The organism is Methylobacillus draconifructus, assembly GCF_045984385.1.
GTDB lineage: Bacteria > Pseudomonadota > Gammaproteobacteria > Burkholderiales > Methylophilaceae > Methylobacillus > Methylobacillus flagellatus_A.
Genome location: NZ_JBJQIJ010000004.1, coordinates 63,027 through 89,659, shown reverse-complemented (window position 1 = coordinate 89,659; position 26,633 = coordinate 63,027). Strand labels below are relative to the sequence as shown.

Below are 26,633 nucleotides of genomic sequence, written 5' to 3'. Positions count from 1 at the left end.
CATGAGAAAAGGCATTATTCTGGCTGGTGGCTCCGGAACCCGCCTCTACCCTGTAACCCAGGCAGTTTCCAAGCAATTGCTGCCAGTGTATGACAAACCCATGATTTACTACCCCTTGTCTACACTGATGCTGGCTGGTATTCGTGACATCCTCTTGATTTCCACCCCACAAGATACACCGCGTTTTGAACAACTACTTGGTGATGGTAGCCAATGGGGACTCCAACTGAGCTATGCCGTACAACCCTCCCCTGATGGCTTGGCGCAAGCCTTTATCATAGGTAAAGAATTTATAGGATCACACCCAGTCGCTTTAATCCTGGGAGACAATATTTTCTATGGCCATGATCTTGCTCTTGACCTAGTACACGCAGATCAGCGCCAGCAAGGTGCGACAGTATTTGCGTACCCAGTGCATGATCCAGAGCGCTATGGCGTGGTGGAATTCAACGATGCCGGCCAGGCAATCAGTCTGGAAGAAAAGCCCCTGCAGCCCAAATCTCGCTATGCGGTTACCGGTCTGTATTTTTATGACAATCAGGTAGTTGAAATCGCTGCAGGTTTGAAACCTTCCCCGCGGGGAGAGCTGGAAATCACCGACATCAACTCAGCTTATCTGGCTCAGGGTACATTAAATGTAGAGCTGATGGGGCGTGGGCATGCTTGGCTGGATACTGGTACGCATGAATCCCTGCTTGAAGCCTCTTTGTTTATTGAAACTATAGAAAAACGCCAGGGGCTCAAAATTGCCTGTCCTGAAGAAATTGCCTTTCGCAAAGGTTACATTTCGGCAGAACAAGTGCTGCAAATTGCCCAGCCATACCTGAAAAATGGCTATGGACAACATTTGGTACGCATGCTCAAGGAAAAAGTATTTTGAATGTTACTCCCACCTCCATTCCAGAAGTCCTGGTGCTTGACCCCAAAGTATTTGGTGATGAACGCGGCTTCTTTTTTGAAAGCTACAACCAGCAAACCTTTGCTGCTGCCACTGGCGTTAATATGCCATTTGTGCAGGATAACCATTCCATGTCCAAGCAAGGTGTTTTGAGGGGCCTGCATTATCAGGTGCAGCATCCTCAAGGCAAACTGGTACGTGTGCTATCTGGGGCAGTATTTGATGTCGCCGTGGACATCAGACGCTCGTCCCCAACATTTGGTGAGTGGATAGGCGAATATCTCTCAGCAGAAAATAAAAAACAGATGTGGATACCCCCGGGTTTTGCTCATGGCTTTCTGGTGTTGTCTGCACAGGCGGAGTTTTTGTACAAAACAACCGATTTCTATTCGCCTGAGCATGAGCGATGTATCACTTGGAACGATCCAGACATAGGCATAGTCTGGCCGGATAGCGGTGTGGATCTGCAGCTTTCCAGCAAGGACATGCAAGGAGATAGTTTGGCCCTCGCAGAGTTATTTGATTAATGCCCCAATACAATAAAATCCTGCTGACAGGGATACATGGGCAACTGGGGCACACCCTCAAACCCGCATTAGAAAAACTGGGCACAGTGATTGCCCTTGAGCGGGAAAAGCTTGATCTCACCAGCCCCGAAGCCATTAGAGACACCGTCAGGCTGATCAAGCCCGACCTGATCATTAACCCTGCGGCTTACACAGCCGTTGATCAGGCAGAATCCGAGCCTGGCATTGCACATGCAGTCAATGGCATTGCGCCTGGCGTTTTCGCAGAGGAAGCAGCCAGAATCAACGCACTACTCGTCCACTACTCCACGGGGTATGTCTTTGATGGACGAAAACAGCAGGCATATAGCGAAACTGATCCAGCAGCGCCTATCAATGTCTATGGCGCGGGAAAACTGGCAGGAGAACAAGCAATACGCGAGATTGCCAGCCCGCATTTGATACTGCGTACCAACTGGGTGTACAGCAACTATGGCAAGAACTTCATGCTGAAAATACTGGAGCTAGCACAGTCCCGCGCTGAATTACGCATCATCAACGACCAGCTTGGCAACCCCACCTCAACCAAGACTATCGTCAATGCCACCCTGGCCGCACTTGGCAACTGGGAGCCACAGCATACAGGCACCTACCATCTGGTGGATCAGGGGGAAACCAGCTGGCATGCATTCGCCCGCAGCATTATCCAGGAGTATGAACAGCTGGCGCAGCAAAGAAACTGGCCAGCATTGCTGACGACCGCTGAGCGGGTAATACCTATACCTACTACCGATTACCCAACCCCGGCCCAACGCCCGTTGCAATCCAGCCTTGATACCGCAAAGCTGCGCAGTACTTTCAAGCTTGAACTACCTGATTGGCAAGAGGACCTCAGGCGCGTCATGGCAGAAATGGCAGCATAACGCGGCGATAGCTTGAGGTGAATAACAGCTGTCAGGACCTGCCGTAGGTATCCTCGTAACGCACAATATCGTCCTCGCCCAGATAACTGCCGGACTGAACCTCGATCAAGTGCAATGGCAGCTTGCCCGGATTTTCCAGCCTGTGGGTGGAACCAATCGGAATATAGGTGGATTGGTTCTCGCTATAAAGCTTGGTATTGCCATCCACAGTGATCATTGCGGAACCACTGACCACGACCCAATGCTCCGCCCGGTGGTGATGCATTTGCAGGGATAGCTTTTCGCCCGGCTTTACCATGATGCGCTTGACCTGATGACGGTCGCCCATATCGATGCTTTCATACCAGCCCCAGGGCCTGTATGCCCGTGGGTGTATCTTGTGCTCGGAGCGCTCATTCTGCTTCAGGTACTCCACCACCTCTTTTACATCCTGGGCAGCATCCTTACTGGCAACCAGCACGGCGTCACTAGTCTCAACCACGATCAAATCCTTGACACCTATGGCTGCCACAAAGCGGCCCTCGCTCCTCACCAGACTGTTTTGCACGTTCTTGAGATAGACATCACCACGAGCAACATTGCCCTCTGCATCGCATTCCTGTACTTCCTGCAGTGAGGTCCAGGAGCCGACATCGCTCCAACCGATATCCGCAGGCACCACCACCGCATGATCAGTTTTTTCCATCACGGCATAGTCAATGGAAAGAGATGGAGATTCGGCAAAGGGAGCCTCATCCAGCCGGACAAAATCCAGGTCCTTGTAGCTACTGCTGACCGCCTTGTTCACTGCTGCAGCAATATCCGGCGCATGAAGGTCGAGTTGCTTGAGAAAAGATTCCGGCTTGAACAAGAACATGCCGCTATTCCAGAAGAATTCGCCAGAAGCAACATACTCAGTGGCAGTGGCGAGATCCGGCTTTTCCACAAAGCGATCAACCTGATAGCTGCCTGCGGAGTTTTCATTGCCCAGCTTGATGTAGCCATAGCCTGTTTCAGGTTTGGAAGGCTTGATGCCGAAAGTCACCAACTTGTCATCGGCAGCGGCAGTCAAGGCAATATGGATAGCCTGCTCAAAGCTTTCCACATCATTAATCACATGATCAGCAGGCAACACCAGCATATAGACATCCTGGCCTTGAAGCTGCAATGCAGCAGCTGCAATGGCAGGCGCTGTATTCCGGGCAACCGGTTCCAGAACAATGGAATTGGGCGTAATACCTACTTCGCGCAACTGTTCTGCCACCAGGAAGCGATGATCATTGCCGCACACAATCACAGGATTGGCGACCTCTGCCCATTTGGAAACCCTGAGCAAGGTTTCCTGCAGCATTGTCCTGTCAGTAACGAGAGGCAATAACTGCTTGGGAAGTACAGCGCGTGAAAGTGGCCATAAACGCGTGCCAGAACCACCAGAAAGTAATACAGGAACAATTTTCATTTTTCAATCCCATCACTAATTGATTATTTAACTGATAAATTTTTGCTATGGATTCCGGAAAAATCCTGATGACAACTTAAGTAACTCAACTCCATGACCATCGCTTTAAGCAGCGCATCACCCCTTTTATCATTCAGCAGATTGTGTGATGCGCTTTTCCTTGAGCTTGGCCGAGATAAAATTCATCGAAGGTAGCTCAATCAAGTGGTACATGATGTTGGACACAATCAGAATCACTGGGAAACTTGCAAACAGAATAAGTAATGCCGTTTGCTGGGTTACCTCAGCCGGATTGTTAAGCACTGCATAACCACCAACAAAAATGGAGAACAAGGGAATATGAATCAGATAAGTAGAGTATGACCACTTGCCGATATTAGTAATGACCTTATTATAAAACAGGATATTCAGCACGGATTTCACCAGCGAGGATTGTATACTCAGATAGCCCATCTCGTGGAAGATAACACCCAGAATAAACAACCAGATAAAAGCGCTGTATTTATCCTGCAGTATCAATAAACCAGCCAATAATATCACCACGTCAAAGTAATATTTCCCATGCTGTAGTCGCTCTATGATCAACCTGCTTAGAATCCCGACCAAGAAATAATCCACGGCCTTGAAGAAGAATGAATTATGCTGCCAGTTCAAATCGAGCACATGATGCGTGCCAAAGCGCAATCCCAGCAATACCACCACCCCAATGATGAGGGACTTCTCGGATTTCACCAGCAAGGGCAGCAATAAGGGCGCGATCAGGTAAAACTGCCACTCCAGCCCTATGCTCCAAGCCGGAGCCAAGAATGTTGTGGGAGAAAACTGAATCACTTCCTGCGGGAAAATGCTATGAATCATCAATAGGTGATTGAATAAATGCAGCAGGAAGTTATTGTCTTGTTCAACCAATCGCGCCAGCCGCATTGAAGTATCGCCGGAAAAACTCAGACCGGTATAAGCCACTTTATAGAGATCAACCACCAGAATGGCAAGCGCAATCGACACATAAAAAGCCGGGGAAAGACGGAAAAAACGTCTGGAAATAAAATGTGTGTAAGGTTCATTTTTGGTGAACAACAAATGCGTAATGACGAACCCACTCAATATAATGAAGACATTGACCGCAAGCTCAGGGTTGATTACCAAGCTTAACACTTTGGCGGCAACGGAACTAAGCAAGCCACCGTCGGCGAAAAACTTATCGACTTCTTCTTTATACCAAAAACCCGACAGATGGAAAGCATGCCCCAACACAACCCACCATGCCATATATCCCCGCAGGGATTCCAGAACCTGAAACTTATAAAGTTTAGACATAATCCTTAAGAGGAAACAGCATATTCACCCTTCCTGGCCCTCTCCCTTTCGTATGCAATATTGGAAGAAATAATTTAAAGTTAAATAATCATTACTACCAGATAATAGAATAAAACCATTCGATTTTGTTCTCATCCCTGATATGATTTATTTCAAACAATCGTTAATTTAATTTATTGAAAATTTTTCTCGGACAACTGTTTTACATTGACAAGATTTTTTGCAATCAAGGCATGGTACTCCTGATAATTTTCACAGATAGTATCAATTTGATTACAAATGATAGTTGAAAAACCTTTTTCAGGGACCACCGAAAATTTTTCGGTTTCAAAAAACTGCATCAGTCCATCTACCTTGCCTTGTGTCGATAATACGATAGATGGGATATTTTGATTCAGGCTCATGATGGAAAGATGCATACGTCCGGTCACTACAATCTTTGCCTCCTGCGCCAGGCGCTTGACCTGGTCTGGCTGCAACAACCTACCAACCAGGAAGGCCGCTGGATATTTTTCTGACAAAGTCTGGCAAACCGGCAAGTCATTCGCGCCAGGCCTGATCACATGCGGCAAAAGCACAATACTGAAACCGTGGCCTATCAGCTTGTCTATCACCTTGCTGTATTCATCAATTTGATCAATATCCTTGGCAATCAAGCCGCTGGCATTGACTAGCGCAATGCGCTTGCCAGCGCAGAATTCCAGCACATCCTCAATGCCTGCTGACTTGGTGTTGCCATTGGCAAACACCATATCGGCAACCAGCCTGATATTGGGAACGCCAGCATTTTGCAGACGCTGGAAGGAAACAGGGTCGCGCACGCACAATACAACGCCGCTTAAAGCTGCGTTTCTGATAGCAACAAGCGCTGCTGGATCAGGCTTGCCATTCCAGCTAAAGCCAAATACCCTAGCTGGAATGTCATTTCGGACAAAATAAGTAGCAATGTTGGAGCGCATGACAGAGGCGTCCTTATTGTAGCCGCCATCCATAATATCTGCGCCGATGATGTACAAAGCACGCGCAGATGCCATGATTTTTCTTAATTTGAAATAATCCTTGAAGAATCTGAACAAATGCCCATATATCAACCCAGGCATTTCAATGACTTCAAGATTGCTTGAATACTCAGCAGGAATATCGAGAGGGATGGATTGAGTATTGACAATCAACTTCTTACCTTCGATATTTTTCAGAAAGGACTCCAACATGGCCTGATCACCAATGTTACCCCCCCCTGGTGCCGGGATTAGAACTGAAACATTGCTATCCGTATCCCTAATAACATTGCCAAATAGCACATTAATAATAGATGCTACTTTGGATTTCAGATCAGCACTGCCCAATATTTTGAAGATAAATTGTTTGATCTTTTTCATTTTTTGTTCCAAATATAACTTTTCACATCGAAGAGCATGTTAACGCCATGTTTAAACTTGGGCACAATTAAATAGCAAACCAAAAGTATCGCCAACATTAAGCCCCACCCCATGACAATGTTGTAAATACCATAATAAATATAGTGATCAATAGTCCAGTTAGAAATAAATGCGGCACCATAATATACAGAAGCCATGATCAGCGGATCAACAATCATCCTCCTAGCTGGAATACCCGTATTTCTCAGCCAAAAAATCCCAAGAAGCCAGCTAAATAAAAGTCCGAATGAATACGCGTATGCAACTCCAATCACACCGCCAGGTAAGCCCAAACATGTAATCAGGATGGAAATAGGCCTACCGACCACTCCGAGCTTGAAAAGTGAACCAGTGATACCTTTGGACAAGAATACCCAGTAACTAGCGTAACTCAGTGCCAGGAACACGCCAGCGAATGACAATGCTCTAAATATAGGTACCATTTCCACCCATTGACTACCTAATATCAGCGACACCAGCCGCTCGGTCTGGCAGCAAGTTAACGCGAGAGAAAAGACCACCAAATGTACAATGATATTTTGTCCAAATAACAGGAAACGATTGTATTTATCCTGATCTTCAACTTGCAGTCTAGAAAGTACAGGAACCGCCACTGAAGATGATGGTGCATTCAGCTGATTCAAAGGTAGCATCAGCAACTTGTTTGCCCGGTCAAAAAATCCTAGTTGGCTTGCACCAATCTGGTTACCAATGAGAATAGATGGCACATTGCGTGAAAAATATCCCATCAATTGTGAGCCAGCCAGCCCCCATCCAAACTTGAAGAAATGCTTGATTGGCACTTTACGGGATGGCAAAGACGGGATCCAACCCCCGAATAAAATATACATCAACATTTGTAACAATGCTTGGGCAATTTGCTGATAGACAATAGCCCAGTATGAGAATCCAGCGTAGGCAAAATAGATACCGATACAAACACTAACTAAGACTGCTGTAATATCCGTGATTGCCATCTGGGAGAATTTAAAATTCCGATTTAACTGTGCTTTATATTGCGCGGCAATACCATTGAAAAGGAACACAATAGAGATTAACTCTGCAATTTTTATTAATTCTTCCTGTCCATAAAAACTAGCCAGAAAACCAGCAGATTCAAATGAAATCAGGGTAAAAATAAACCCGACCAGCACATTAACCCAGAACAGATTGCTGATTTGAGCCTTGGAAATATCTTTAACCTGGATAGACGCAGTTGATAATCCAAAGTCCAGCAAAATATCACAAACACCATAGATAGCAATCACCATTGCAACCAGACCAAAATCCTCTGGTTGCAGTAATCTTGCCAAGACAATAAGGCTGGAAAATTGCAAAACCACTTTCACAATTTGTCCTGACAGCATCACAACTCCGCCTCGGGCGGCTTTTTTCGATAAGCTCAAACGAATGACACCATTAAATTAGTTATTAATGCTTGATTAGCACGTCAGCCAAAGGCCTTCTGGCTGACAGAGGCACAAGTACATTTTCTGCGGGATATCCTACAGCCAAAAATGTTAAAATTCTTTCACTCGGCAAAATATTTCCAACCTCATGCGCCTTGCTGTCTTTATCTGGATTAACGCACCAGTTCAGGCAACAAGAAGCTATTCCCTGTGCTTGCAAGGCCAAAATGAAACTCATAAGGAACAACCCGCCATCTAGATGTGGTTCAAATCGCTCTGTAGAGTCAAAAAAAGATCCCAAATCACAACACATTACCGCCAACATTGGCACTTTGTGCCCAAAACCTCGATTGCCATTTTGCAAGGCCAGCATGCTATCTATATCTTCACGCTTAGAATAAATATGGATTTTCCAAGGCTGCCTATTACACGCAGAAGGGCTTAGTTGTGCTACCTCTACCGCCTTAGTCACTAATTCAAGGTCAATTGGCTTACTGAGGAAATTACGCGTGCTACGTCTGCTCAAGGACAATTGGTGTAATACATCAAATGACCCTGAGGGCGCATGCTGTAATCCAATCGGTGTTTGGTATTGGGCATCAAAACTGCGCGATTGCAGAAAGAATTCCAATTTGGTTGCCATGGCTTTTGCTTCGGCATTCGTGTCAGAAATGCTCTTGGCAAACACCCAGTAAGCTTGGAGTACAGCACAAGCAGCCTGATAAACTGCCGCATCTTTAGGGAGATTTACCCTTTCCCACTCATACAAAAGATGTAAAGTTTTTTCGGCAGCAAGCACGCCGAACCATCTTCTGTTTTCAGGAGGCAAGCACAAACCTTTCTCCAACTTGTGGTAATAAAATATCAGCTCGGAACTCAACTTCCAGTAATTAACGCCGGTTCTGCGCCAACCCAAGTACTTCCAATCATCAACAAAATCTTTCTTGTAGCTGATGAATCTAGTTTTCAAGTTTCCATAATACTCTTTATATTTTCTAAGGTTATTTTGTAGCCCTGGAATCTTGAACAGTAAGGGTTTCAAACTATTAACCACAGTGTTTGCACTCATCGCTCATCTCTTAATTACCAATATAGACCAACAATCGGAGAATATATGTCAGTATCAAATACGTTTAATGCCTGTTAAAATTTCAAGTACTATATTCACTGAAATTTTATACTTCAGTTATAGCTTCGCACTCGGGCCAAATCACATACTCAATGTAATACCTTACTCAAGGCTTTAGCTACCTCATCATTCCCAAATAAACGCTGGGCAGAGGCAGATATGGTGATTTTTTCCTCTGCAGTCGCTGCTGATATCCCTGCAGTCATTGCCTGCAATGATGTGAACACATGCAATCCTTGATAGCCTTGATCATGCTTCAACCACTGGAAAAATGGGGTTGCCATCGCAAATACAGGAACACCCAAACTGGCAGCAAAGAAGAAGCTGCCACTGACGATCATATCGGCATCGCAATGTGAAAGAATCAAGCCTTTGCTGTTTGCCACCAATTGCTCAGCCTCGGCCTCGGAAAGAAATTCAGCACGCAATTCAACATTGCTGAGTCCCCTGGACTGAATAATGGATTGTAGCTTGGCAGCATAAGCCTGATCCTCAACGAGGCCGGCAATAACAAGACGCTGTGACCCCCAGCTTTCCAGTAATTTATGGATAGCCTTATATTCAACAATTCTGCCGAAAATTACATAGTAATCACTGCCTTGGCTTTTAGGCTGTGCGTTTACCTTATAGAGGGGATGCGGTATGTATTTCGCCCTTTCACTCTCAAGATGGCCTGAATGTACAACAGAGATCGTCGAGAGCTTGATCGCTGTTTCAATGATCCAGGTCGCTATCGCTGCCTGACGGCCTTTCAAGGCATGAGGGTAAATATTGTGCCGGACAAAAATCAGCTTCCTGCCCATGATCCTGTAGATAAAAAACTTAAACAGGAACCTTGCTACCGAAAATAAATCCAGCGACTTGTTTTTCCCCACCAAGCTGTTTTCCAGCCAGTTGATGATGATGTAATCATAGCGGTTGAAAGTATTGCGCAAGATAAAACCAGGGTTCAATCTGGATTGAGTTTCGACACGGGCAGGCTCAAGGCTGTTAATCAACGCAATCATGTTCGCGATATATTGATTACTCGCCGTGGCTGGAGAAAATAATATTCTCATGTTGTTATCCAAACACCCTTTTCAATGAGGCTAGTCATTGCCAAACAAATCTCGCGTGTAGACTTTCTCATCCACATCGGCCAAATCCTGTGCCCTTCTATTGGCGACGATGACATCTGAAATCTTTTTAAATTCGTCCAGATTGCGGATGACTTCAGAATTGAAGAAATGATCTTCCTTCAGCTCAGGTTCAAACACCACCACCTTGATACCGCGTGCCTTGATGCGCTTCATGACACCCTGGATTGAACTAGCACGGAAGTTATCCGAGCCCGCCTTCATGATCAGGCGGTAGATGCCCACCACCTTGGGGTCACGCTTGATGATGCTTTGCGCAATAAAATCTTTTCGCGTAGTGTTGGCATCCACAATGGCGTTGATGAGTTTTTGCGGCACATTGTCGTAATTAGCCAAGAGCTGCTTGGTGTCCTTGGGCAGGCAATAACCACCATAGCCAAACGAAGGATTGTTGTAGTGATCCCCCACACGTGGATCCAGGCAAACCCCATCTATAATCTGGCGTGTATTGAGGCCGTGGGTGGCAGCATAGGTGTCCAGCTCATTGAAATAAGCCACGCGCATGGCCAGGAAAGTGTTGGCAAATAGCTTGATGGCCTCAGCCTCAGCACTGTTGGTCAACAGCACCGGAATATCTTCTTTTACTGCACCAGCATTGAGTAGATTGGCGAATACTTGTGCGCGGTCAGAAATTTCACCAATGACAATACGCGAAGGGTAAAGATTATCGTAAAGCGCCTTGCCCTCACGCAAGAATTCTGGGGAGAAAATCAGGTTATCCACACCCAGTTTCTCGGAAATCATTTTGGTGTAGCCGACAGGAATGGTGGACTTGATCACCATGGTGGCGTTGGGCGCAATCGCCTGTACATCCTTGATGACGGCCTCTACCGAGGAAGTGTTGAAGTAACTGGTGACCGGATCATAATCCGTAGGCGTCGCAATCACCACAAAATCCGCATTTTCATAGGCTTCTTGCTTGTTGGTCGTAGCCTTGAGGTTCAACGGCACATTCTTGAGATAGTGCTCGATTTCCTTATCCACAATCGGGGAAATCTTGTTGTTGATCTGATCAACTTTCTCATTGACGATATCCAAAGCAATCACTTCGTTGTGTTGTGCCAGAAGTACTGCAATGGACAAACCCACATATCCTGTTCCCGCAACCGCAATCTTCATAAGTGTCTTTCGCTAAAATTAAGGTAATAAAAACTTCAATAAAAGGTGCAACGCCCTTCAAGGTGTCAAATTTTGTTGCAATGTCTGGTACAGATTCAAAATTTTCTGGTTCATGGTCAGCGCAGAAAACTCCAGTTCATACTTTTTCCTGGAATTGATGCCCATGAGCTTGAGCGTTTCAGCATCCAATTCGTTCAGGCAAATACTTAAGGCCACTGGCGAATCTGCCGGGATGACAAAGCCATTCACTTTGTTCTCGACCAATTCAGGCAAGCCGCCCACATCGGTGGCAATCACAGGCTTGCCTGCACGCATGGCTTCCAGTGCAGCCAGGCCAAAACCTTCCCAGCGCGAAGGCATGATAAACACATCGCAACTCGCCATATAAGCCTGCAGATCCTTGGGCGCCAGCCAGCCGGTGTAACTGACATTGTCAGGCTTGATGCCCAGATCAATATCTCCCAGTGAAGCGTCCCCCACGGCAAAGCAATGAATGCGCGCATCGACATGCTGCAAGGCAGCCAGCAGCACATCTATGCCTTTCTGCCGGTCAAAGCGGCCGGCATACAGCAGGCGAATCTTGCCCTGAGGCCACTGGATATCCTGAGTTGATTGCACAACCTCCGCATCCGACACACCGTTCTTGACCAGTAACAGCTTGGATTCATCAATCCCATGTTGCCGTGCCGTCCTAAAATCATGTCTCGAGATGCAAATGATTTTATCCGTCAGCCGTGACAAACTCTTTTCCACCAGACCTATCAGCGAATTTTTCCACTGCGCGGAACGACGATCAAACGCCCAGCCATGGGAACAATAGACCAATTTTGTATTGCCCCTGCGCCAGCCATAAAGCAGGCGGGCAGTCACCCCCGCAAAAGTACCATGCACATGAATCACATCAAAATGCTGCAGCGGTTGTAATTTCAGCAAGGCTTTGGCCACTTGCAATAAATTCAAGATACGGTTGCCGACATTGGCAAAGGTGTGGACATTGGCATTCGCTGCGTGGTGCAGATAAGGCAAATGCGCATCAGGAACCAGAATGGACGGCACATGGAAGGCTTCATGACTGCCTTGGAATTTCAGCACCTCATCCAGATAGGTCGCCATGCCGCCTTTCAGCACCTCAGCCACATGCAATACGCGAATTTTAGTTGTTGTAGTCAAGTAAACTCCCTGAGAACTGCCAGATTGCACAGCAGTACAAGATTCATGTAGCAGCGCTATCGCCGCGTTTTTTCAATCACATCCAATAGCGATAACGCAGATTGTTGCCATGTAAATTTACTAGCATGAACCTTGCCACGTTCAGCCAAAGTAGCTCTCAAGCCAGGGTTTTCCGCGACCTCGTCAATATGTCGGGCAAGGGCCAAGGCATCCGTTGGAGAGAAATAGAGGGCAGCATCAGCGCATACTTCGGGGATAGACGCTGCATCAGACACAAAAACAGGGCATGAGCAGTACATGGCTTCAAGCGGTGGGATGCCAAAGCCTTCGTAAAGGGATGGAAACACAAAGCACATGGCATTTTCGTAGAGTGCGCGTAACTCGGCATCACTGACATAACCCAGCAACTTGACCCGCTGGGAAAACTCTACCTGCACACTGTCAAATATTTTGGCATTGCTGCCGCCGGCAATCGCCACATCAATTTTCTGGTTCTTGATATGATCCAGCGCCTGGCGTATCAGCGGGAAGTTTTTATGCGGTGCCTGACTGCTGACCGCCAGCACATATTGCCCGGCCACCAAATTAAATTTTTCCAGAATACCAACGTCTGCCTGTTGCGCCTGGATATGCTCGCCTCCTTCGGAAATCACACTGATTTTTTTGGCAGGCACGCGGAAGAATTTGGCGATATCGACTTTAGAGAATTCCGATACAGTGATGACATGACGCGAAGTCAGGCCCAAGAGTGGCATCAGTGTTTTGTACCACAGCCTGAATTTGCTGGAGAAGGTCTGGGGGATACGATACACTGCGGCATCGTGAATCACTACCAGATGCTTTGGATAAAGTACCGGGCCGGTGTTGCACAAGCTGATGAAAAGACTCTGGCGTTTCCATAAATAAGGCAGGATACCTAGCTGTTCCCAGACCTGTCCGTCACCAAAGCCTGCATATTCTATGCGCATATTGGTGAATGACTCCTTTACCTCAGCGGCAGGTGGAACCAGTATCACAAACTCCAGATTAATGACTTCAGGACGGGCATGCGTTAGCAGCGCATCTATGGCCCTTAATATTTCCAGCGCAAATCTATCTACGCCCGTCAGACGTCTGCCCAAGAAACGTCCATTAATATAAATGATCAAAAAAACCCCACTGCATGCAATATATGAAAAGAAACTTAACAATTGAAAACATTATATTTTTATATTACTTTCAAACTGATAACATCATAATGGTGTCAATTGTACCGTTTACTAAATACTTTAATTTATTTAAAATCTTCTAGTAGCTTTGCACTCAATCCTGCCAAGGAAGATACATCATTCACAGAATGATAATTAATGTTTGAACCTCCGATCCTTACTACCGAGCGAGGTTGAGCTGTTAATTGAACTTTAGAAACTACCAAGCTTTGCGCTTGAGTAGCCCATATCAGGGGATTACTTGAATTAATGGTTCCATACGTTCCAACTTTAATATCTGAAACAACTGCTTTAGCTACTTTTACAAAATATATTGGCGATGTCCCGATATTAGCCATTGTGATATCACTTATATCAGCGTTTTCACAAGTTGCAGTGATACCACTCGATGGGATATTCAATAAATCAAACTTTTTAAGAATCAAATCACCATCATGTCTAGCGATGAGCGTTCCATGAGCTTTTGCGTTAGAAATTTTTAGATTTTCTGCAATAATTTTTCCAGATGAATTTTCTGAATAAAAACCATGGGGATTAACTTTTGTAGCGCAGAATTGTCCAGCATTTTCAATTACACCATTCTTAATAGTAATATTGGATGGGATCCTAGTTTTATAGTAGCTTTCAGCACCGATCTTAACTCCAGCGCCTGAAGTGCCATTAACGTAAAATCTTTCCACAGTCACATTAGATTGGCCAATAATAGCTATTCCTCTAGCATATGAGCCATTTACAACAATATTATTTGCATACCCTCCAGAGGCATCCGGATGTTTGCCGTAATTGACAAAGGCTAGACCATCATCGCCTGTATTCAAACAACTATAATCTAATGCAATAGGGTTATTACAATTCGCGAAATGCAAACCATCTGCCCATGTATCCCATATTTGAATATTCTGTGCAGTACAATCATTACACAAAGTAAATATTAAGCCTGTAGCTGGCGCTTGAAAATAAACTCCGTCTTGAACGACGACATTGTTACAACCGCTGAATTCCAGAATCCCTCCATGACCAATTCTTCCTGCAGGGTTAGTTTTGTGAGAAAAACTGCCTCCTATCAGCTTCAGATTACTGCAGCGAGAAAAAACAATACCTGTTGCTCTATTGTTCAGTAATTTTAGTTCAAAATTTGGAGAAAACTTAGCAGTACCACTTCTATAAGATATTGTTAAAGGGTTAGTAATCTCATAATTACCTTCAACTAAATCTTTATTCCCAGCTAATACTTCGTCTAATTCCTTTATAAAATCTTTATTTCCTAAAACTGGAGATGCTGCAGCAAAAGCGGTTTTAGGAGCAAGATAGGACAATAACAAAATTACCGACGACTTAATGAGTTTCCGGCGTTTTTCGAACATTTCCAAAATCCCCCTTAACAATAATGTAAGCAATGATCATGCCTATAAATCCCGTAAAGGCCCGGGAAGTACCCAAGTAAGGATAACGAAATATCTCAAGAAGCATTATGAAAAATGCGGGGTATAACACAACACTAACAAAATGCCCCCTCAAATAGCCACGAAAGAGCAAGCCAGCAATAAAAGCAGTGATTGCGAAATAAACAAAGCCTAATGGCAGCCCCAAATCCAATATTACTGAGTAGACACCAGAAGGGTTATTAAATTCATCATCTCCATACCGACTAAGAAATAAACCAATGCTGAGGTTCTTCATATCAACATAATGAGTAAAAATCCCACCCAAGACTGGGAATTTATGCACCCAGTTCAAAACATTCTCAAACTCAAACGTTGGCCATGGTAAGGTCGAAAGCATACCGGCTCCATTGTTCAAGGAAGTATAATAGTATGCAGCAATACGGCCGAGCGCAAATTCCCAAAAACCTGTCTTGCCGGCGTAAACGGGAGCATTCCAAGATCTAAAGAATTCAGCCAGGCCAAAATACAAAACCAGAATTGGCAAACCAGCAAAAGGTCCTGCAGTAACGAAAAACTTGACGAATCTAAATCTATCAAAAGCCCCCTGTCGAGTTGCGAGCAATGCGAAGGGTATCAAAATCTCAATAAAGGCTAGGCGCTCTGCCCAGGCAAAAACCCGCAATAATGTTAATAAGATTATTGCGATAAAAAGTAAAAAGACATCAAAACTCAGCTTGAGCTTTGCTATAAATCTGGCATAAATATAAATAGATACGAATATAGGAGTAAAATTAACTAAGGAGGTAATTCCTTGAGTCATCCCAATATCTCGCCTTGAAAGCCCTTCCCCGGTAAAAATATGAACGATATTGATAGGATTAAATAATAACTCCTTAAACCAATATATATACGCAAGGACTGCTATATAGCCTAATGCTCTCAAAGCATTATTAACGTTTCCAGCCTCAACGGAAGGGATACCAATACTAATCTTACTTCCCATCCATGCAGATACAGCGCAGATAAGCACTACCAGCAAAGCCAGCATGATGTAATAACTGTCCAGGTACACATGCGTACGCATGGTGAATGTGGACGAATCCAGTGAACCAAAGCCCCAGATCAGGAATATCATCGGGATCAGGAAACCAAGACAAAGCCCGTGTGGGGATAACCACCACGGCACTTTGATGTCGCTAAGGGGTTTTGATTGCTTATCTTGCATCATTTTGTGTCTTTAATGAGGTAATTGATTATGCATCTGACTTTGCTGGCCCAGGATTCTTCCAGCGCTATCTCTTTGGCTTGTTGCGCTAAGCTGGCAAGATCAACACTGAGCAATGTCTGTAATTTCTGGTTGAATTCCTGCGGGGTTTCCGCAAGCAATACAAAAGGCAAAGCCCTGCGCTCAAGCTCTGGCGTTTTACTGGAAACTACAGGCAGGCCAATGGCTGCATATTCAAACAATTTCATGGGACTGCGCCCGGCATTGGAAGGATGACCAGACAATGGCAGCAAGCCAAACTGGCAATGCTGCATGAGATTAGGCAGCGCCGCATACTTCACATGGCCCAGGAAATGCACATTGGCAAGCGGCGCAAACTCAGCCTTGTATTTATCTTCGACAGGCCCCGCCATCAGGAATGACACTTGGGGATTCTCCTGGGCAATCAGTCTCAGAATGCCGAAGCCAAACCTGTGATCCAAAGCCCCGGCGTAAAGTGCGCGCGGCGCAGGAGGCAAGCTCAATTCCTGATGCTCAAACTGCAGATAATGCTCCAGATCGACACCATTTTGCAACAGCAATACGTCATTGACGCCCAGTCCGTGCAGATGCTGCTTGACCGGTTCAGAGGTGGCAATGAAATGCCGTGCATGAGCAATCACGCGCTTTTCTGCCTCAATGATGCTGGGGTCGTTCCTGATCTCGTGGTAGACATCTGTCGGACGATAGACAATCTTGGCTTTGGGGAAATACTGCAGCAGATAAACCAGCCTAGGCTCATCAATCAGTACGATGTCAGGCTCAAGAAAGTCGTGTCGTTTCAGCTGACGCAAAGCGGAAAACTTCAGGAAAAATCCAAACACTGAAGTCGGGACCGCCAGTTTATTGGCAAGCCCCCAGGGCAGGATGGAAGCTGGAATCACATCCAGCGCCTGGTTGATGACATCACCCGAGCGCCACCAGCGCTTGAATCTTTTCACTTCAAAGGGCTTGCGCCAGAGCGCCACGTGGGCAGGCGTGATGGGTGGGCTTAAATGGACGACACTATGTCCTTGCAAAGCAAACTGCTTGGATAGCTGATGTGAACCAACTACAAACTCACCACCAGCTGCAGTATGACTTAGAAATAATATCTTCAAACCTTATCCCTATGAATACACAAGATAGCCAAGCAATGACGAATAATTAGGTGCTGCCAGAGGGCAAGCACTTGTCTAGCTTAGTTCTCGCCAAAATAACTAGTTAATCGGGGATACCCGATTAAAACATTGCCTCAACTTCATCAGCACCTGCGAGACAACAAGTAGGAATACTGTTTAGGAAGGTATCAAGTACTTGCGTTTATCCGCAGGCACCGCCTGAACCAGATCATGCAGAAACTGCTTTTGCAGCTGCAATGACTGCCCGGCATCATCCTCACCCAATATTTGTGAGGTTCTGACAAGTATGCCGTCCACCACTTGGTGCTTTAAGCCTTGCTCTACAATGTGAAGTCGGGTTTGCCAGGCACTGCTGCTGATCAGATTGCCAATCCTGATCCAGTACAGCACCAATTCCTCGCGCTGCCTGGAGCCAGCCAGCAAAGCCTTGGATGGAATGGCTTCCGAATTACCACCAACATCCACCAACGTGTCCTGTTGATTGCGAATGGAGAAACCTTGCGCTGTATAGCAGAGCTCGGGTCTGTGAACCTTGACTTCCTGACGTTGCATTTTGCCGTAGGCCAAGGCTAACATGATGACTTGCCCCTTGTCGTTGGCATAACTCTTCATGAGCACTTCGTCATAAGGGTTATCGATGCTGGGTTCGCCATCTCTTCTGACTGTGAGGTCCATTTGTATCTGGTTAGTTTTCACTTCCTGCCATTGGCCAAAACTGCTGGGCACGAAGGTTTCGAGTTGAGGATCTGCACGCACGGAGCTGAGATCAGGTGTCAGCGCCAGCGCAATACCGGAGCTCACCACCATGCATACGGCCAGGATGTTGATTAGTTTGATGCTCATATCAGCTTTGCAAGCCTGTTTTTAGGCTTTGTACGTTTGCCAACAAAATATTGAATCAGGCTGTCTACGGAAATGATCAGGGTCAAGGCCACAACAAACAGCAGGATACCCGCAAAACCGTGCACAAACCCTTGGCCTATTTCATCACCAAAGTAATAGGTGATCAGGGTCAGTACAATCACGCGTATGACGTTGGCTGAGAACGAGATGGGGATGATCAGCAAGGCCAGCAACAGATTGCGGGCCAAGGAATCATGCCTGACGATATTGAGATAAAGCAGGCCCAGCGCCTCCAGCGAAATCAAAGTGTGCATACCGGCACAGGCATCAGCCACCAGCAATTGGTATTGCCCGATCTGAATGATGACCCCAGAACGCGCAATCGGATAATCAAACCAGTACAACACATGCTCGGCAACATAGGACACCGCCACCTTCATTGGCAGGGTCACCACATCCAGCATGGAACCCGGCAACGGAATCATGAAGAACAGGAAGAACAAGGGGAACCAGAAGCGCTTGAAGGTTTTGGCCTTGTAGAAGATCAAAAGCAAACCCGCCAGGACCGGTATCTGCGAGCCCACATCAAATACCAGGAGATCCTGTGAACGGCCTATGATGTAAACTAGGAGGCCGAACACCAAGATCAGGATGCCTAGCCATCGTCCACTTTGCCTGATATTGGCAGGATCTAACAGGATTTCCCTATCTACCCAGACCAAATACAGCACCACCATCAGGATCAATGGACCATGGGCCTGATCCTGCATCTGCCAGACAGTATTCATCAGATTGAGATACGTAGGCACGAACAGGAACAGCAGTCCAATCAGCAGCGGCAGCACATGCTGATACTTTCTTACCTGGCTGCTGGCTACAGCAATGCTCTGGTTCAAACTCATTTTAGTTTTCAGTCAACACCGTGCCCACAACCGGCACCCGGATATTGGAGAGTTGCTCGACCACTTTCGTCAAGTCATTAGCTTTGGACACATGACGCTTTGCCAGCAGTACAACGCCTTCTGTAGCACTAGCAACAGACAGAGGCTCGGCATGACGATCGAAAGCAGGCGCATCCACCAGGATAGCGTCATATTCACTGCCTATAGTGGCAATGAACTGCTTGAGGAAACCACGACCCAAAAGCTCGCGCGGATTGGGCGGTATGGTACCGGATGAGAGGATGGACAAATGTTCAAACTCTGCCAGCCTGGTAATGGCAGACGAATAATCGCTTACACGACCCGCGAGAATGTCTGACAGGCCGGAGGAGCTCTTGATATTGAAAATGCGGTTCTGGCGTGGATTATCCAGATTGGCATCTATGATCAATGTCTTTTCACCCAGTTGGGAAAACACCACGCCCAGATTGGCTACCAGGTCGCTAGTGTCATCCCCTTCATAGACGCTGGAAAACGTCAGGCTCTTCTTGCCCTGGGTAAACCAGTACAGCATAAGTTGGCTGCGGATGGCGCGATATTTTTCCACATTGATGCTGAACGGGTCATAAGCCGCCACCAAGCTCTCGGAAAAATCACCACGCCCATCCATCAGGTAAGGATAGGCAAACTGCTTGGATAACACATAGTTAATATCGGCAGCAGACACCAGACCCAGACTTTCGGCAGCTTCACCGAAACGTATTCCTCTTTCCTTTTGTAAACGCAGGATACGCTCTGCATCCTGAGGCGTGATCTTGCCCATCTTGAGCAGCATACCACCAATGCTGAAATCCGCATTTAACGCTGGTATCGAATTGTTGCTGAGCACATCATTAGTCATGTCTATATCCTGCAAAATTAGTTTTTCTTGGCCAAAAGACGTTGGATCTTGGACTGAGACTTACTTTTGTCTATCACCCCAAGCAAAGGGGCGCCAACAATTTCAACCAACACTCTTTCGGAGCGCACACGCTCGTTGGTCAATTCAGCCAGCAAGCTGAATAAGAGGCCCAGGATAGTACCCAGTACTAAGGCAACTGCAATATTCAGAATTTTCTTCGGGCTGCTTGGATAGAGCGGTGGTGAGGCAGGATTGAGAATCGAAACATCCGCCTGATTGGACTGGCCCTCAAGATTGATCTGTGCATAGCGTTGAGCTGCAATTTCATAGGCTCTTTGCGCATTCTCAACTTCACGGTTCAAAATAGTGAGCTCATCCCTGTCCTTGTTCAAACTCATGACACGATTCTTTTGCTCGGCCAAAGAGGCACGGATTTCATTTTCGCGCTGCTTGAGGATTTTGAAGTTGCTGGTGATATTGACCGAGGCTGCCTGTATCTGTTTATTCAGTTCAGATTTCAAGTTATCGATTTCAGCCTTGGCGCCCTGGTAGAGCGGGTGGTTGATCGCGTACTTCTGCGAAATATCAGCAAACTTCGATTCAGACCTCGCCAATTCTGTCTTCAGGTGCAAGACCATAGCATTGTTGGCCACATCAGGAGAGTCATAAGGGTTAGAACCCAATGCGCTATTCTGGCGCGACTGGGCTTCCAGTGTCTGACCCTGGGCCAGAACCAATTGCGAGGACAACTCGTTCAGCTTCGCGCGTTCGATATCTAGGCGCTCATCAACACTGACTATGCTTTTATCTTGTTGATAATCAGAAAGTTTTCGCTGGGCCTTACTAACTTCGTTACGCAGTTCCTTCAGTTGTTGTGCGAAGTAATCAGCTGCCTTTTTGGAAGGCTCTACCTTCAACTCAATCGTGGCCCGGATATATTCTTCCGCAAAGGTGTTGGCAATCACCGCAGCAAATTTGGGATTGGCACCATCAAAATCGAGTTGCAACACACTACTGTTACGTGCGGGCCTCACTTCGAGTTTTTTCAGCAACAGGTCAGCCAGCCAGTCGGTAATATCACCCTCACCACCGGTAGCATCGTTGAAGCGTGCAACGACATCCTCACTTTCAGTCAGCCTGAGAGTACTCACTACCTTCTTAGCGATTTTCTTGCTGGTGATGATGTCGACCTGAGTCCCCATATAACCTGGGAGTAACTGCGCAGGTACAGCCATACCAGTTACAGGATCCACTCCCTTGTAATTCACAAGGATACTAGTAGTGGCTGTATAGCTGTTTGGTAAAAATACATTGAGCGCAATGGCTACAGCGATCGCTACAGCGATCGTAGAGATGACCACTTTATATCGTGCTTTGAATATGAGGAGCAGCTGAGAAAAACTCATTAGATAACCCTTGCCTGTGAAGTAGTGTTAAGTCACAAATCTTATTAGAAGAAGCTTTCCTGCACATACAGGACATCGTTGGGCTTAATTAAATCATCATGCTTGGCATTGATGATTTCAATATGGCCATTGGCATCTCGACGCTTAATCTTCACGCCTTTTTCCGTACCACGTGGGCTCAAACCACCACCAACAGAGAGGGCTTGCAGCACTGTCATCTCGTGCTCAAGACGATACTGGCTGGCACGTTGCACCTGACCATAGATATAGAACTTCTCGAAACGTTCAACATACACAATGTCGCCGCCGGCAACGCGGACATTCTTGCTGAGGTCACCGGTGCGCATCATTTCAGCCAAGTCAATCTGGTCTCTGAGCGTCTGGCCATCAACAGTGTGGACCAGAGTAATCACATCACCCCCTTCAGGCGAGATACCACCAGCCAGTGCCAGCACGTCTGCAAGGGTCTTGGCACTATCAATAGGATAACGTCCTGGACGATTGACCTGACCCAGAATAGAGACCTGCAGGCTTTGGAGCTGGGCAACGATGATGTTGACATGGGCGCTCTTGAGGAAACCGCCTTTTTCCAGAAGACTGGCAATCTTCTGCTCGGCTTGCGCAACTGTACCGCCGCTCACATGCACTTCGCCAATCAGAGGATAGGTGATGGTGCCGGATTCACTGACCCTGACCTCAAGCGAGAGATCAGGCTGTTCGAACACCGAAATTTTCAGTACATCACCAGCGCCCAGAGGAATGTCAGACTCCGCAGCATGCGTTACAAACGGTGTCAGACTCAGCATCAGCAGGAAAAACCATGTCATTAATTTTTTCATTTTACTATCGTCCTGAGATTAAGGATTTGGGAGCACTTTATTTCAGGCCACTAACACCACTGGCGATATCATCTTCAGTAGATATTCGCTTCTTTGTCGGTGCCTTGGATTCAGCGGCTGTTTCCAGTTTTTTATCAATGTATTCAATCTTGGCATCTGCCTTCAGACGCTTGACTTCATTTTCAGCCACTTCCTTGCGTGACTTGTTGAGCAGGTTGTTCTCAATCTGTGGTGTTGCCTCTGCCAGGGAAACTGGGCTGTCCTTGATTTCATTCATCATAACCAGCATAGTGCGAGGACCCATACCGATCACAAACAACTTGCCCTTGCCTTCAGCCTTGAGGCGCTCGGAAATCTGCGGGGGCAATTCAGCCACGCTACGTGAAACCTGGCCTTGATCATACTGAATGCCGTGCACATCCATCCATGCAGCAACTTCCTGCAGCGTCTTCAGCTTACCAAGCGCATTTTTCAACTCATCATTGGCGTATTTGGAGTCAATCAGCAATTGATCCATCTCCACCATTCTGCGCTTGCTGAAGAATTGCGGATTCTGGTTATAGTAACTCTCGACTTCAGCCTTGCTTGGCTTGCCAACATTGCCGAGCTTGGATTGTAGGTAAGCCTGGGCAATGATCTGTGATTTTGCACGCTCAATCGCGGTCATGACGTTAGGGTCGCGATCTACCTTGGCCTTGAGTGCAGCCTCCTCCAGCAATTGACGGTCAATCAGGGCAGTCAGTATCTGTTGCGTTGCCTGCTCACGTTGATTTTCCTGCACATTGGCCCGGCCCAACTCTTGGTTGACCTGGTGCACGGTGATTTCTTTGCCGTTGACCTTGACCAAGGACTGGCTGGCCTTGGATTCATGCTTGTCGCCACAGGCAGACAACGCGAGCGCCAGCACGGCGACTGCGCCCACGCACATCGTTCTAGATTGCTTGAAATTAGTTACCAATGCCTTATTCACTTTCCAATCTCCTCAAAATCTATTTAAACAACCTAGTAAGCGTTATCTTTTTTGAACACAACCAGCACAGTCCTGATAATAATCCAGAAATCAAAAGCCAGAGACCAATGCCTCAAGTAATCCAAGTCATACTCGATACGTGATTCCATCTTATCCAAGGTGTCAGTTTCACCACGCAAACCATTCACCTGGGCCCAGCCAGTAATACCTGGCTTGACCTTGTGACGCAGCATATAGCCCCGAATTAGCTTGCGATATTGCTCATTGTGCGAAACCGCATGCGGCCTAGGCCCCACGATACTCATCTGACCTTGCAGCACATTGATGAACTGCGGCAATTCATCCAGTGAGTTCTTGCGCAGGAACCCCCCAATCGGCGTCAAGCGCTGATCGCGCTTCTGCGCCTGCACCACCTTGTCACCATCCTCCATCACTTTCATAGAGCGGAATTTATAAACTATGATCTCTTCACCATTCAGGCCATAACGTCGCTGCTTGAAAATGACCGGCCCAGGGGAGGTCAACTTCACTGCCAGCGCCAGTGTCAGCATGATGGGAGACAGCATTAACAGAATAAGCGACGCCAAAATAATGTCACTAGTCCGTTTGATTAAACTATTGAAACCCGTGAATGGCGTTTCCAGAATGGCCACTACCGGCACCCCGGCCACATCATCAAAGCGTGCCTGAACCAAATCAAAGATATAGATATCCGGTACGAAGTAAATCGAGGCCGTAGTGTCCTGCAATTCCTCGAACAACTGGCGGATGCGGGGCTGGGCCGACATCGGCAGGCTGATGAAGATAATCTGCGTATTGTTGGCACGCACATAAGGGGCGATGTCCGCCATTGACCCCAGCAAAGGGACGTTGCGCATGCCCTTGGGATGCCTGCCCACCTCTCTGTCATCGAACAGGCCTTTGACCTCCATGAATAAGTAGGGGTCATCGTTGATTCGATTGATGAGACGCACACCAATATCATTGGCGCCCACAATCACCACCGACCTGACTTCGCCATTCTTGTGCAGATCCGAGGCTATCTTGCGTATGGTCAGATGAGTGACGATAAACATGAGCGGCACGCTGGCAAACCAAGCGTAAATCATTTCATCCAAGTACTGACTGGAGAGATCCGCCGCGTAACCGATGAACACCAGCACCGCAACCACAATACCCCAACCAAACAGGATGTCCCGGATGTAACCGAGAATCTTGCCGCTACGCCAGGTACGATATAAATCTAGGCGTTCATAGACATTGGAGGACACAAAGTAGGCCAGGAGCGCGAGTATCAGGTAATAGCCATTGAAAGGCTCTCCAAATACCAGAGTGAACCCATACAGGGTGCCAAGAATAACCAGCGGATCCAGCAGCTGCTTGAAAAACGCGACTAAAGGGATGTCATTAACGGTCATTTGGCTTTGCACCATCAAAATTCATATCGACCAGTAAGCGAAATGCTTGTCGCGTTGTAGTTGAGGAGTGGAGAGGTTGAGTCTCGCAAATTTCTGTTCACACTGGTGGTAAAACTAAGGGACTCCATCGGGTTGTAAATCAGCGCTACGGATAATGACTTGTTCTTATCCGTACGCCCTTGATCCAGCCCGGTGATATCACCTTCAAACTTGAGCTGCTGATAACGCGCAGATGACGACACCATGACTTTGCTGGTAGCGCTGTAGGTCACACCAGCACTGGTACCACTATCAATGACGTAACTTGAGGTCGCAACGGACAGCGCATTGGCATCGCGCCATGCCGAAGCCCTGAACGTGGTTTTATCGGTCATGGACCACGTGATATTGCTGTGCGCATTGAAGCCGGAAAAATCACGCTGGGAAAAACTGTCATGCTTACGATCGACATAACCACCCAGGAATTCAAAACGTGTCTTGGCAGAGTAGAGCCAGCTTATATCCACCTTGATGGAGTGCTGGGTGTAGTCATTATTGATAAAGACCACGCCGACACCCGGGAAAAACGCTGGCCTGTCCTCAGGACGTGTGCCGCGCGCATGGGTATATACCAAGCCAACCTTGCTGCCGGATTCGGCAAGGTAATCTAGGCCCAGTTGCTGGGAGTTTTCCTGGAAGGAGGCCACGTTTAAAGTTGTGGAATCATACTCAACATCCTGGCGCTGCACTCCAAACCGACCACGCCAGCTTGAATGGAAACGCCAGTTAGCATCAAACCTCTTACGCTCCTGGGTACGCATACTTAGATCAAAGCCACGGAAATCCGCAAACGGTAGCATGGCTTCATTTTTGTAGTATTCAAATTTTCCATCCAACTCTGAGCCCAACACCCAATTCCAGCGAGCGGTAATATCCTTGCCGGTGTTGTCCAGGTCTGAGTTTCTGTTGTATTTGGTTTCGTTGACACTAATATTGGCGTACAGATTTTGTTGGCTGATATCCTTATCAAGAATGATGCCAACCCTGCCAATCACGCTGGTGTCCGACTCCTTGTCGGAGCGCCGCCTCAGATTGTCATCGTAGACATAGGTGGCGCTAACATAGGGACGGATGACGTCGCCCTCCGCCGCCAGAACAGGAGCAGCATTTCCTGCTGCATTCCAGCTTATGACTGCCGTGAGGACCAGCTTTTTATAATGAGTAGAGTCTGTTAGTCGCAAAGAAATACTTCCCCCATGGCTACCAGTAATGCCAATTACCGGTATAGATAATCCAAACTCCCAATATGCCGTTGGTCACCGCATGGGCGATGATCGGCATCCATATTTTTCCGCTACGGATATAAAGCAAGCCGTATGCCAAGCCAGCAAGCAAGCCGGCAAACCACTCGGTGTGCTCTATCGCGAATAATGCGGATGAAACAAGCAAGGCCAAGACGCTTACCTGCCGCGGATCGACGTTGAGGAAGTGTTGATTATGAATCCAGCGCATCAAGAATGAACGCCAGAACAGCTCTTCCATCAGGGGTACAACCAGTGCAGCCCCCATCACCCTTGTCGCCATTAGCAGACAGGCATCTGGTCCGCTTCCCGGATTAAATCCTGCAGACCGGTCGCCAAGCAACATCCATGGCGCATCCAGATTGATCCAGGCGATAAATACTAGCACACCAATAACAGTTGCGCTCAACCACGACTTTGCTCCCAACGAGGATATATCGCGGAGCTCGGCATAATGCTTACGTAAAACCCAGAGCAATATGGCTACCAGGCCGACCTTGATGCCATAGAGCCAACGCAGATCAAGCTCAGTAGGCGCGAACCGGGCAGCCAAGTCCACCGCTGCCATGAATAGCATATATAGCGCAAACGGGGCTACGCGACTCCAAATCGGCATATTCAACCGGGATAAAAACATATACTAGATAATCAGCT

The 26,633-nt window shown here is 47.0% G+C and carries 24 protein-coding genes; 3 read left to right on the top strand and 21 right to left on the bottom strand.

Translation table 11 applies throughout. The features are described from left to right. The first annotated feature begins 1 nt into the window (after nucleotide 1). From rfbA to rfbD, 3 genes are read left to right on the top strand one after another with little or no spacing between them, the layout of a single operon-like run. Nucleotides 2-880 (top strand): glucose-1-phosphate thymidylyltransferase RfbA, encoded by an 879-nt coding sequence (rfbA, locus tag ACKF11_RS09440; RefSeq protein WP_407996864.1) that lies wholly within the window; start codon nucleotides 2-4, stop codon nucleotides 878-880. Then, nucleotides 877-1,425, top strand: coding sequence for a dTDP-4-dehydrorhamnose 3,5-epimerase (rfbC, locus tag ACKF11_RS09435; RefSeq protein ID WP_407996863.1), 549 nt, complete (start codon nucleotides 877-879; stop codon nucleotides 1,423-1,425). Before rfbA ends, rfbC begins: the two co-directional genes overlap by 4 nt. Beyond that, nucleotides 1,425-2,327, top strand: coding sequence for a dTDP-4-dehydrorhamnose reductase (rfbD, locus tag ACKF11_RS09430; RefSeq protein ID WP_407996862.1), 903 nt, complete (start codon nucleotides 1,425-1,427; stop codon nucleotides 2,325-2,327). Before rfbC ends, rfbD begins: the two co-directional genes overlap by 1 nt. A 31-nt stretch (nucleotides 2,328-2,358) precedes the next feature. On the opposite strand, the gene ACKF11_RS09425 is transcribed toward rfbD, so the two are convergent. The 21 genes from ACKF11_RS09425 to ACKF11_RS09325 all read right to left on the bottom strand — a co-directional run bounded on the left by ACKF11_RS09425 (nucleotide 2,359) and on the right by ACKF11_RS09325 (nucleotide 26,595). Beyond that, nucleotides 2,359-3,765 (bottom strand): mannose-1-phosphate guanylyltransferase/mannose-6-phosphate isomerase, encoded by a 1,407-nt coding sequence (locus ACKF11_RS09425; RefSeq protein WP_407996861.1) that lies wholly within the window; start codon nucleotides 3,763-3,765, stop codon nucleotides 2,359-2,361. Between the two features lie 129 nt (nucleotides 3,766-3,894). After that, nucleotides 3,895-5,082 (bottom strand): acyltransferase family protein, encoded by a 1,188-nt coding sequence (locus tag ACKF11_RS09420; RefSeq protein WP_407996860.1) that lies wholly within the window; start codon nucleotides 5,080-5,082, stop codon nucleotides 3,895-3,897. Nucleotides 5,083-5,255: 173 nt separating this feature from the next. Then, a complete protein-coding gene (locus ACKF11_RS09415) occupies nucleotides 5,256-6,461 on the bottom strand; it encodes a polysaccharide pyruvyl transferase family protein (RefSeq protein ID WP_407996859.1) in 1,206 nt (401 codons plus the stop codon). Then, nucleotides 6,458-7,906 (bottom strand): lipopolysaccharide biosynthesis protein, encoded by a 1,449-nt coding sequence (locus ACKF11_RS09410; protein ID WP_407996858.1) that lies wholly within the window; start codon nucleotides 7,904-7,906, stop codon nucleotides 6,458-6,460. Before ACKF11_RS09410 ends, ACKF11_RS09415 begins: the two co-directional genes overlap by 4 nt. 25 nt (nucleotides 7,907-7,931) lie before the next feature. Continuing rightward, entirely contained in the window at nucleotides 7,932-8,978 is a 1,047-nt protein-coding gene (locus tag ACKF11_RS09405; protein ID WP_407996857.1) for a nitroreductase family protein, read from the bottom strand. 149 nt (nucleotides 8,979-9,127) lie between these two features. Further along, on the bottom strand, nucleotides 9,128-10,096 hold the full coding sequence (locus ACKF11_RS09400; protein WP_407996856.1) for a glycosyltransferase family protein: 969 nt from the start codon (nucleotides 10,094-10,096) through the stop codon (nucleotides 9,128-9,130). Between the two features lie 30 nt (nucleotides 10,097-10,126). Next, on the bottom strand, nucleotides 10,127-11,293 hold the full coding sequence (locus tag ACKF11_RS09395; RefSeq protein ID WP_407996855.1) for a nucleotide sugar dehydrogenase: 1,167 nt from the start codon (nucleotides 11,291-11,293) through the stop codon (nucleotides 10,127-10,129). A 57-nt stretch (nucleotides 11,294-11,350) separates the two neighbouring features. After that, nucleotides 11,351-12,406: a glycosyltransferase gene (locus ACKF11_RS09390; RefSeq protein WP_407997167.1), complete on the bottom strand. Its 1,056-nt coding sequence runs from the start codon at nucleotides 12,404-12,406 to the stop codon at nucleotides 11,351-11,353. Nucleotides 12,407-12,519: 113 nt separating this feature from the next. Next, nucleotides 12,520-13,611, bottom strand: coding sequence for a glycosyltransferase family 4 protein (locus ACKF11_RS09385; protein ID WP_407996854.1), 1,092 nt, complete (start codon nucleotides 13,609-13,611; stop codon nucleotides 12,520-12,522). 125 nt (nucleotides 13,612-13,736) lie between these two features. After that, nucleotides 13,737-15,035 carry a glycoside hydrolase family protein gene (locus tag ACKF11_RS09380; RefSeq protein ID WP_407996853.1) on the bottom strand — a complete coding sequence of 433 codons (1,299 nt, stop codon included), beginning with the start codon at nucleotides 15,033-15,035 and terminating at the stop codon, nucleotides 13,737-13,739. Further along, nucleotides 15,007-16,284 carry an O-antigen polymerase gene (locus ACKF11_RS09375; protein WP_407996852.1) on the bottom strand — a complete coding sequence of 426 codons (1,278 nt, stop codon included), beginning with the start codon at nucleotides 16,282-16,284 and terminating at the stop codon, nucleotides 15,007-15,009. The genes ACKF11_RS09380 and ACKF11_RS09375 overlap by 29 nt, the downstream gene beginning before the upstream one ends. Then, nucleotides 16,281-17,420: a glycosyltransferase family protein gene (locus ACKF11_RS09370; protein ID WP_407996851.1), complete on the bottom strand. Its 1,140-nt coding sequence runs from the start codon at nucleotides 17,418-17,420 to the stop codon at nucleotides 16,281-16,283. The genes ACKF11_RS09375 and ACKF11_RS09370 overlap by 4 nt, the downstream gene beginning before the upstream one ends. Before the next feature lie 177 nt (nucleotides 17,421-17,597). Further along, complete coding sequence (locus ACKF11_RS09365) at nucleotides 17,598-18,284, bottom strand: exosortase C-terminal domain/associated protein EpsI (protein ID WP_407996850.1); 687 nt, start codon at nucleotides 18,282-18,284, stop codon at nucleotides 17,598-17,600. After that, nucleotides 18,281-19,186 carry an exosortase B gene (gene xrtB / locus ACKF11_RS09360; protein ID WP_407996849.1) on the bottom strand — a complete coding sequence of 302 codons (906 nt, stop codon included), beginning with the start codon at nucleotides 19,184-19,186 and terminating at the stop codon, nucleotides 18,281-18,283. Before xrtB ends, ACKF11_RS09365 begins: the two co-directional genes overlap by 4 nt. A 1-nt stretch (nucleotide 19,187) precedes the next feature. Next, a complete protein-coding gene (locus tag ACKF11_RS09355) occupies nucleotides 19,188-20,066 on the bottom strand; it encodes a polysaccharide biosynthesis tyrosine autokinase (RefSeq protein WP_407996848.1) in 879 nt (292 codons plus the stop codon). A 17-nt stretch (nucleotides 20,067-20,083) separates the two neighbouring features. After that, a complete protein-coding gene (gene epsF, locus ACKF11_RS09350; protein ID WP_407996847.1) occupies nucleotides 20,084-21,472 on the bottom strand; it encodes a chain length determinant protein EpsF in 1,389 nt (462 codons plus the stop codon). A 44-nt stretch (nucleotides 21,473-21,516) separates the two neighbouring features. Next, nucleotides 21,517-22,311: a polysaccharide export protein EpsE gene (epsE, locus tag ACKF11_RS09345; protein WP_407996846.1), complete on the bottom strand. Its 795-nt coding sequence runs from the start codon at nucleotides 22,309-22,311 to the stop codon at nucleotides 21,517-21,519. Between the two features lie 37 nt (nucleotides 22,312-22,348). Beyond that, nucleotides 22,349-23,239 (bottom strand): EpsD family peptidyl-prolyl cis-trans isomerase, encoded by an 891-nt coding sequence (locus ACKF11_RS09340; RefSeq protein ID WP_407997166.1) that lies wholly within the window; start codon nucleotides 23,237-23,239, stop codon nucleotides 22,349-22,351. Between the two features lie 74 nt (nucleotides 23,240-23,313). Next, complete coding sequence (locus tag ACKF11_RS09335; RefSeq protein WP_407996845.1) at nucleotides 23,314-24,699, bottom strand: undecaprenyl-phosphate glucose phosphotransferase; 1,386 nt, start codon at nucleotides 24,697-24,699, stop codon at nucleotides 23,314-23,316. A 14-nt stretch (nucleotides 24,700-24,713) separates the two neighbouring features. Then, a complete protein-coding gene (epsL, locus tag ACKF11_RS09330; RefSeq protein ID WP_407996844.1) occupies nucleotides 24,714-25,919 on the bottom strand; it encodes an XrtB/PEP-CTERM-associated polysaccharide biosynthesis outer membrane protein EpsL in 1,206 nt (401 codons plus the stop codon). A gap of 19 nt (nucleotides 25,920-25,938) precedes the next feature. Continuing rightward, complete coding sequence (locus ACKF11_RS09325) at nucleotides 25,939-26,595, bottom strand: CAAX prenyl protease-related protein (protein ID WP_407997165.1); 657 nt, start codon at nucleotides 26,593-26,595, stop codon at nucleotides 25,939-25,941. Nucleotides 26,596-26,633: the final 38 nt, after the last annotated feature.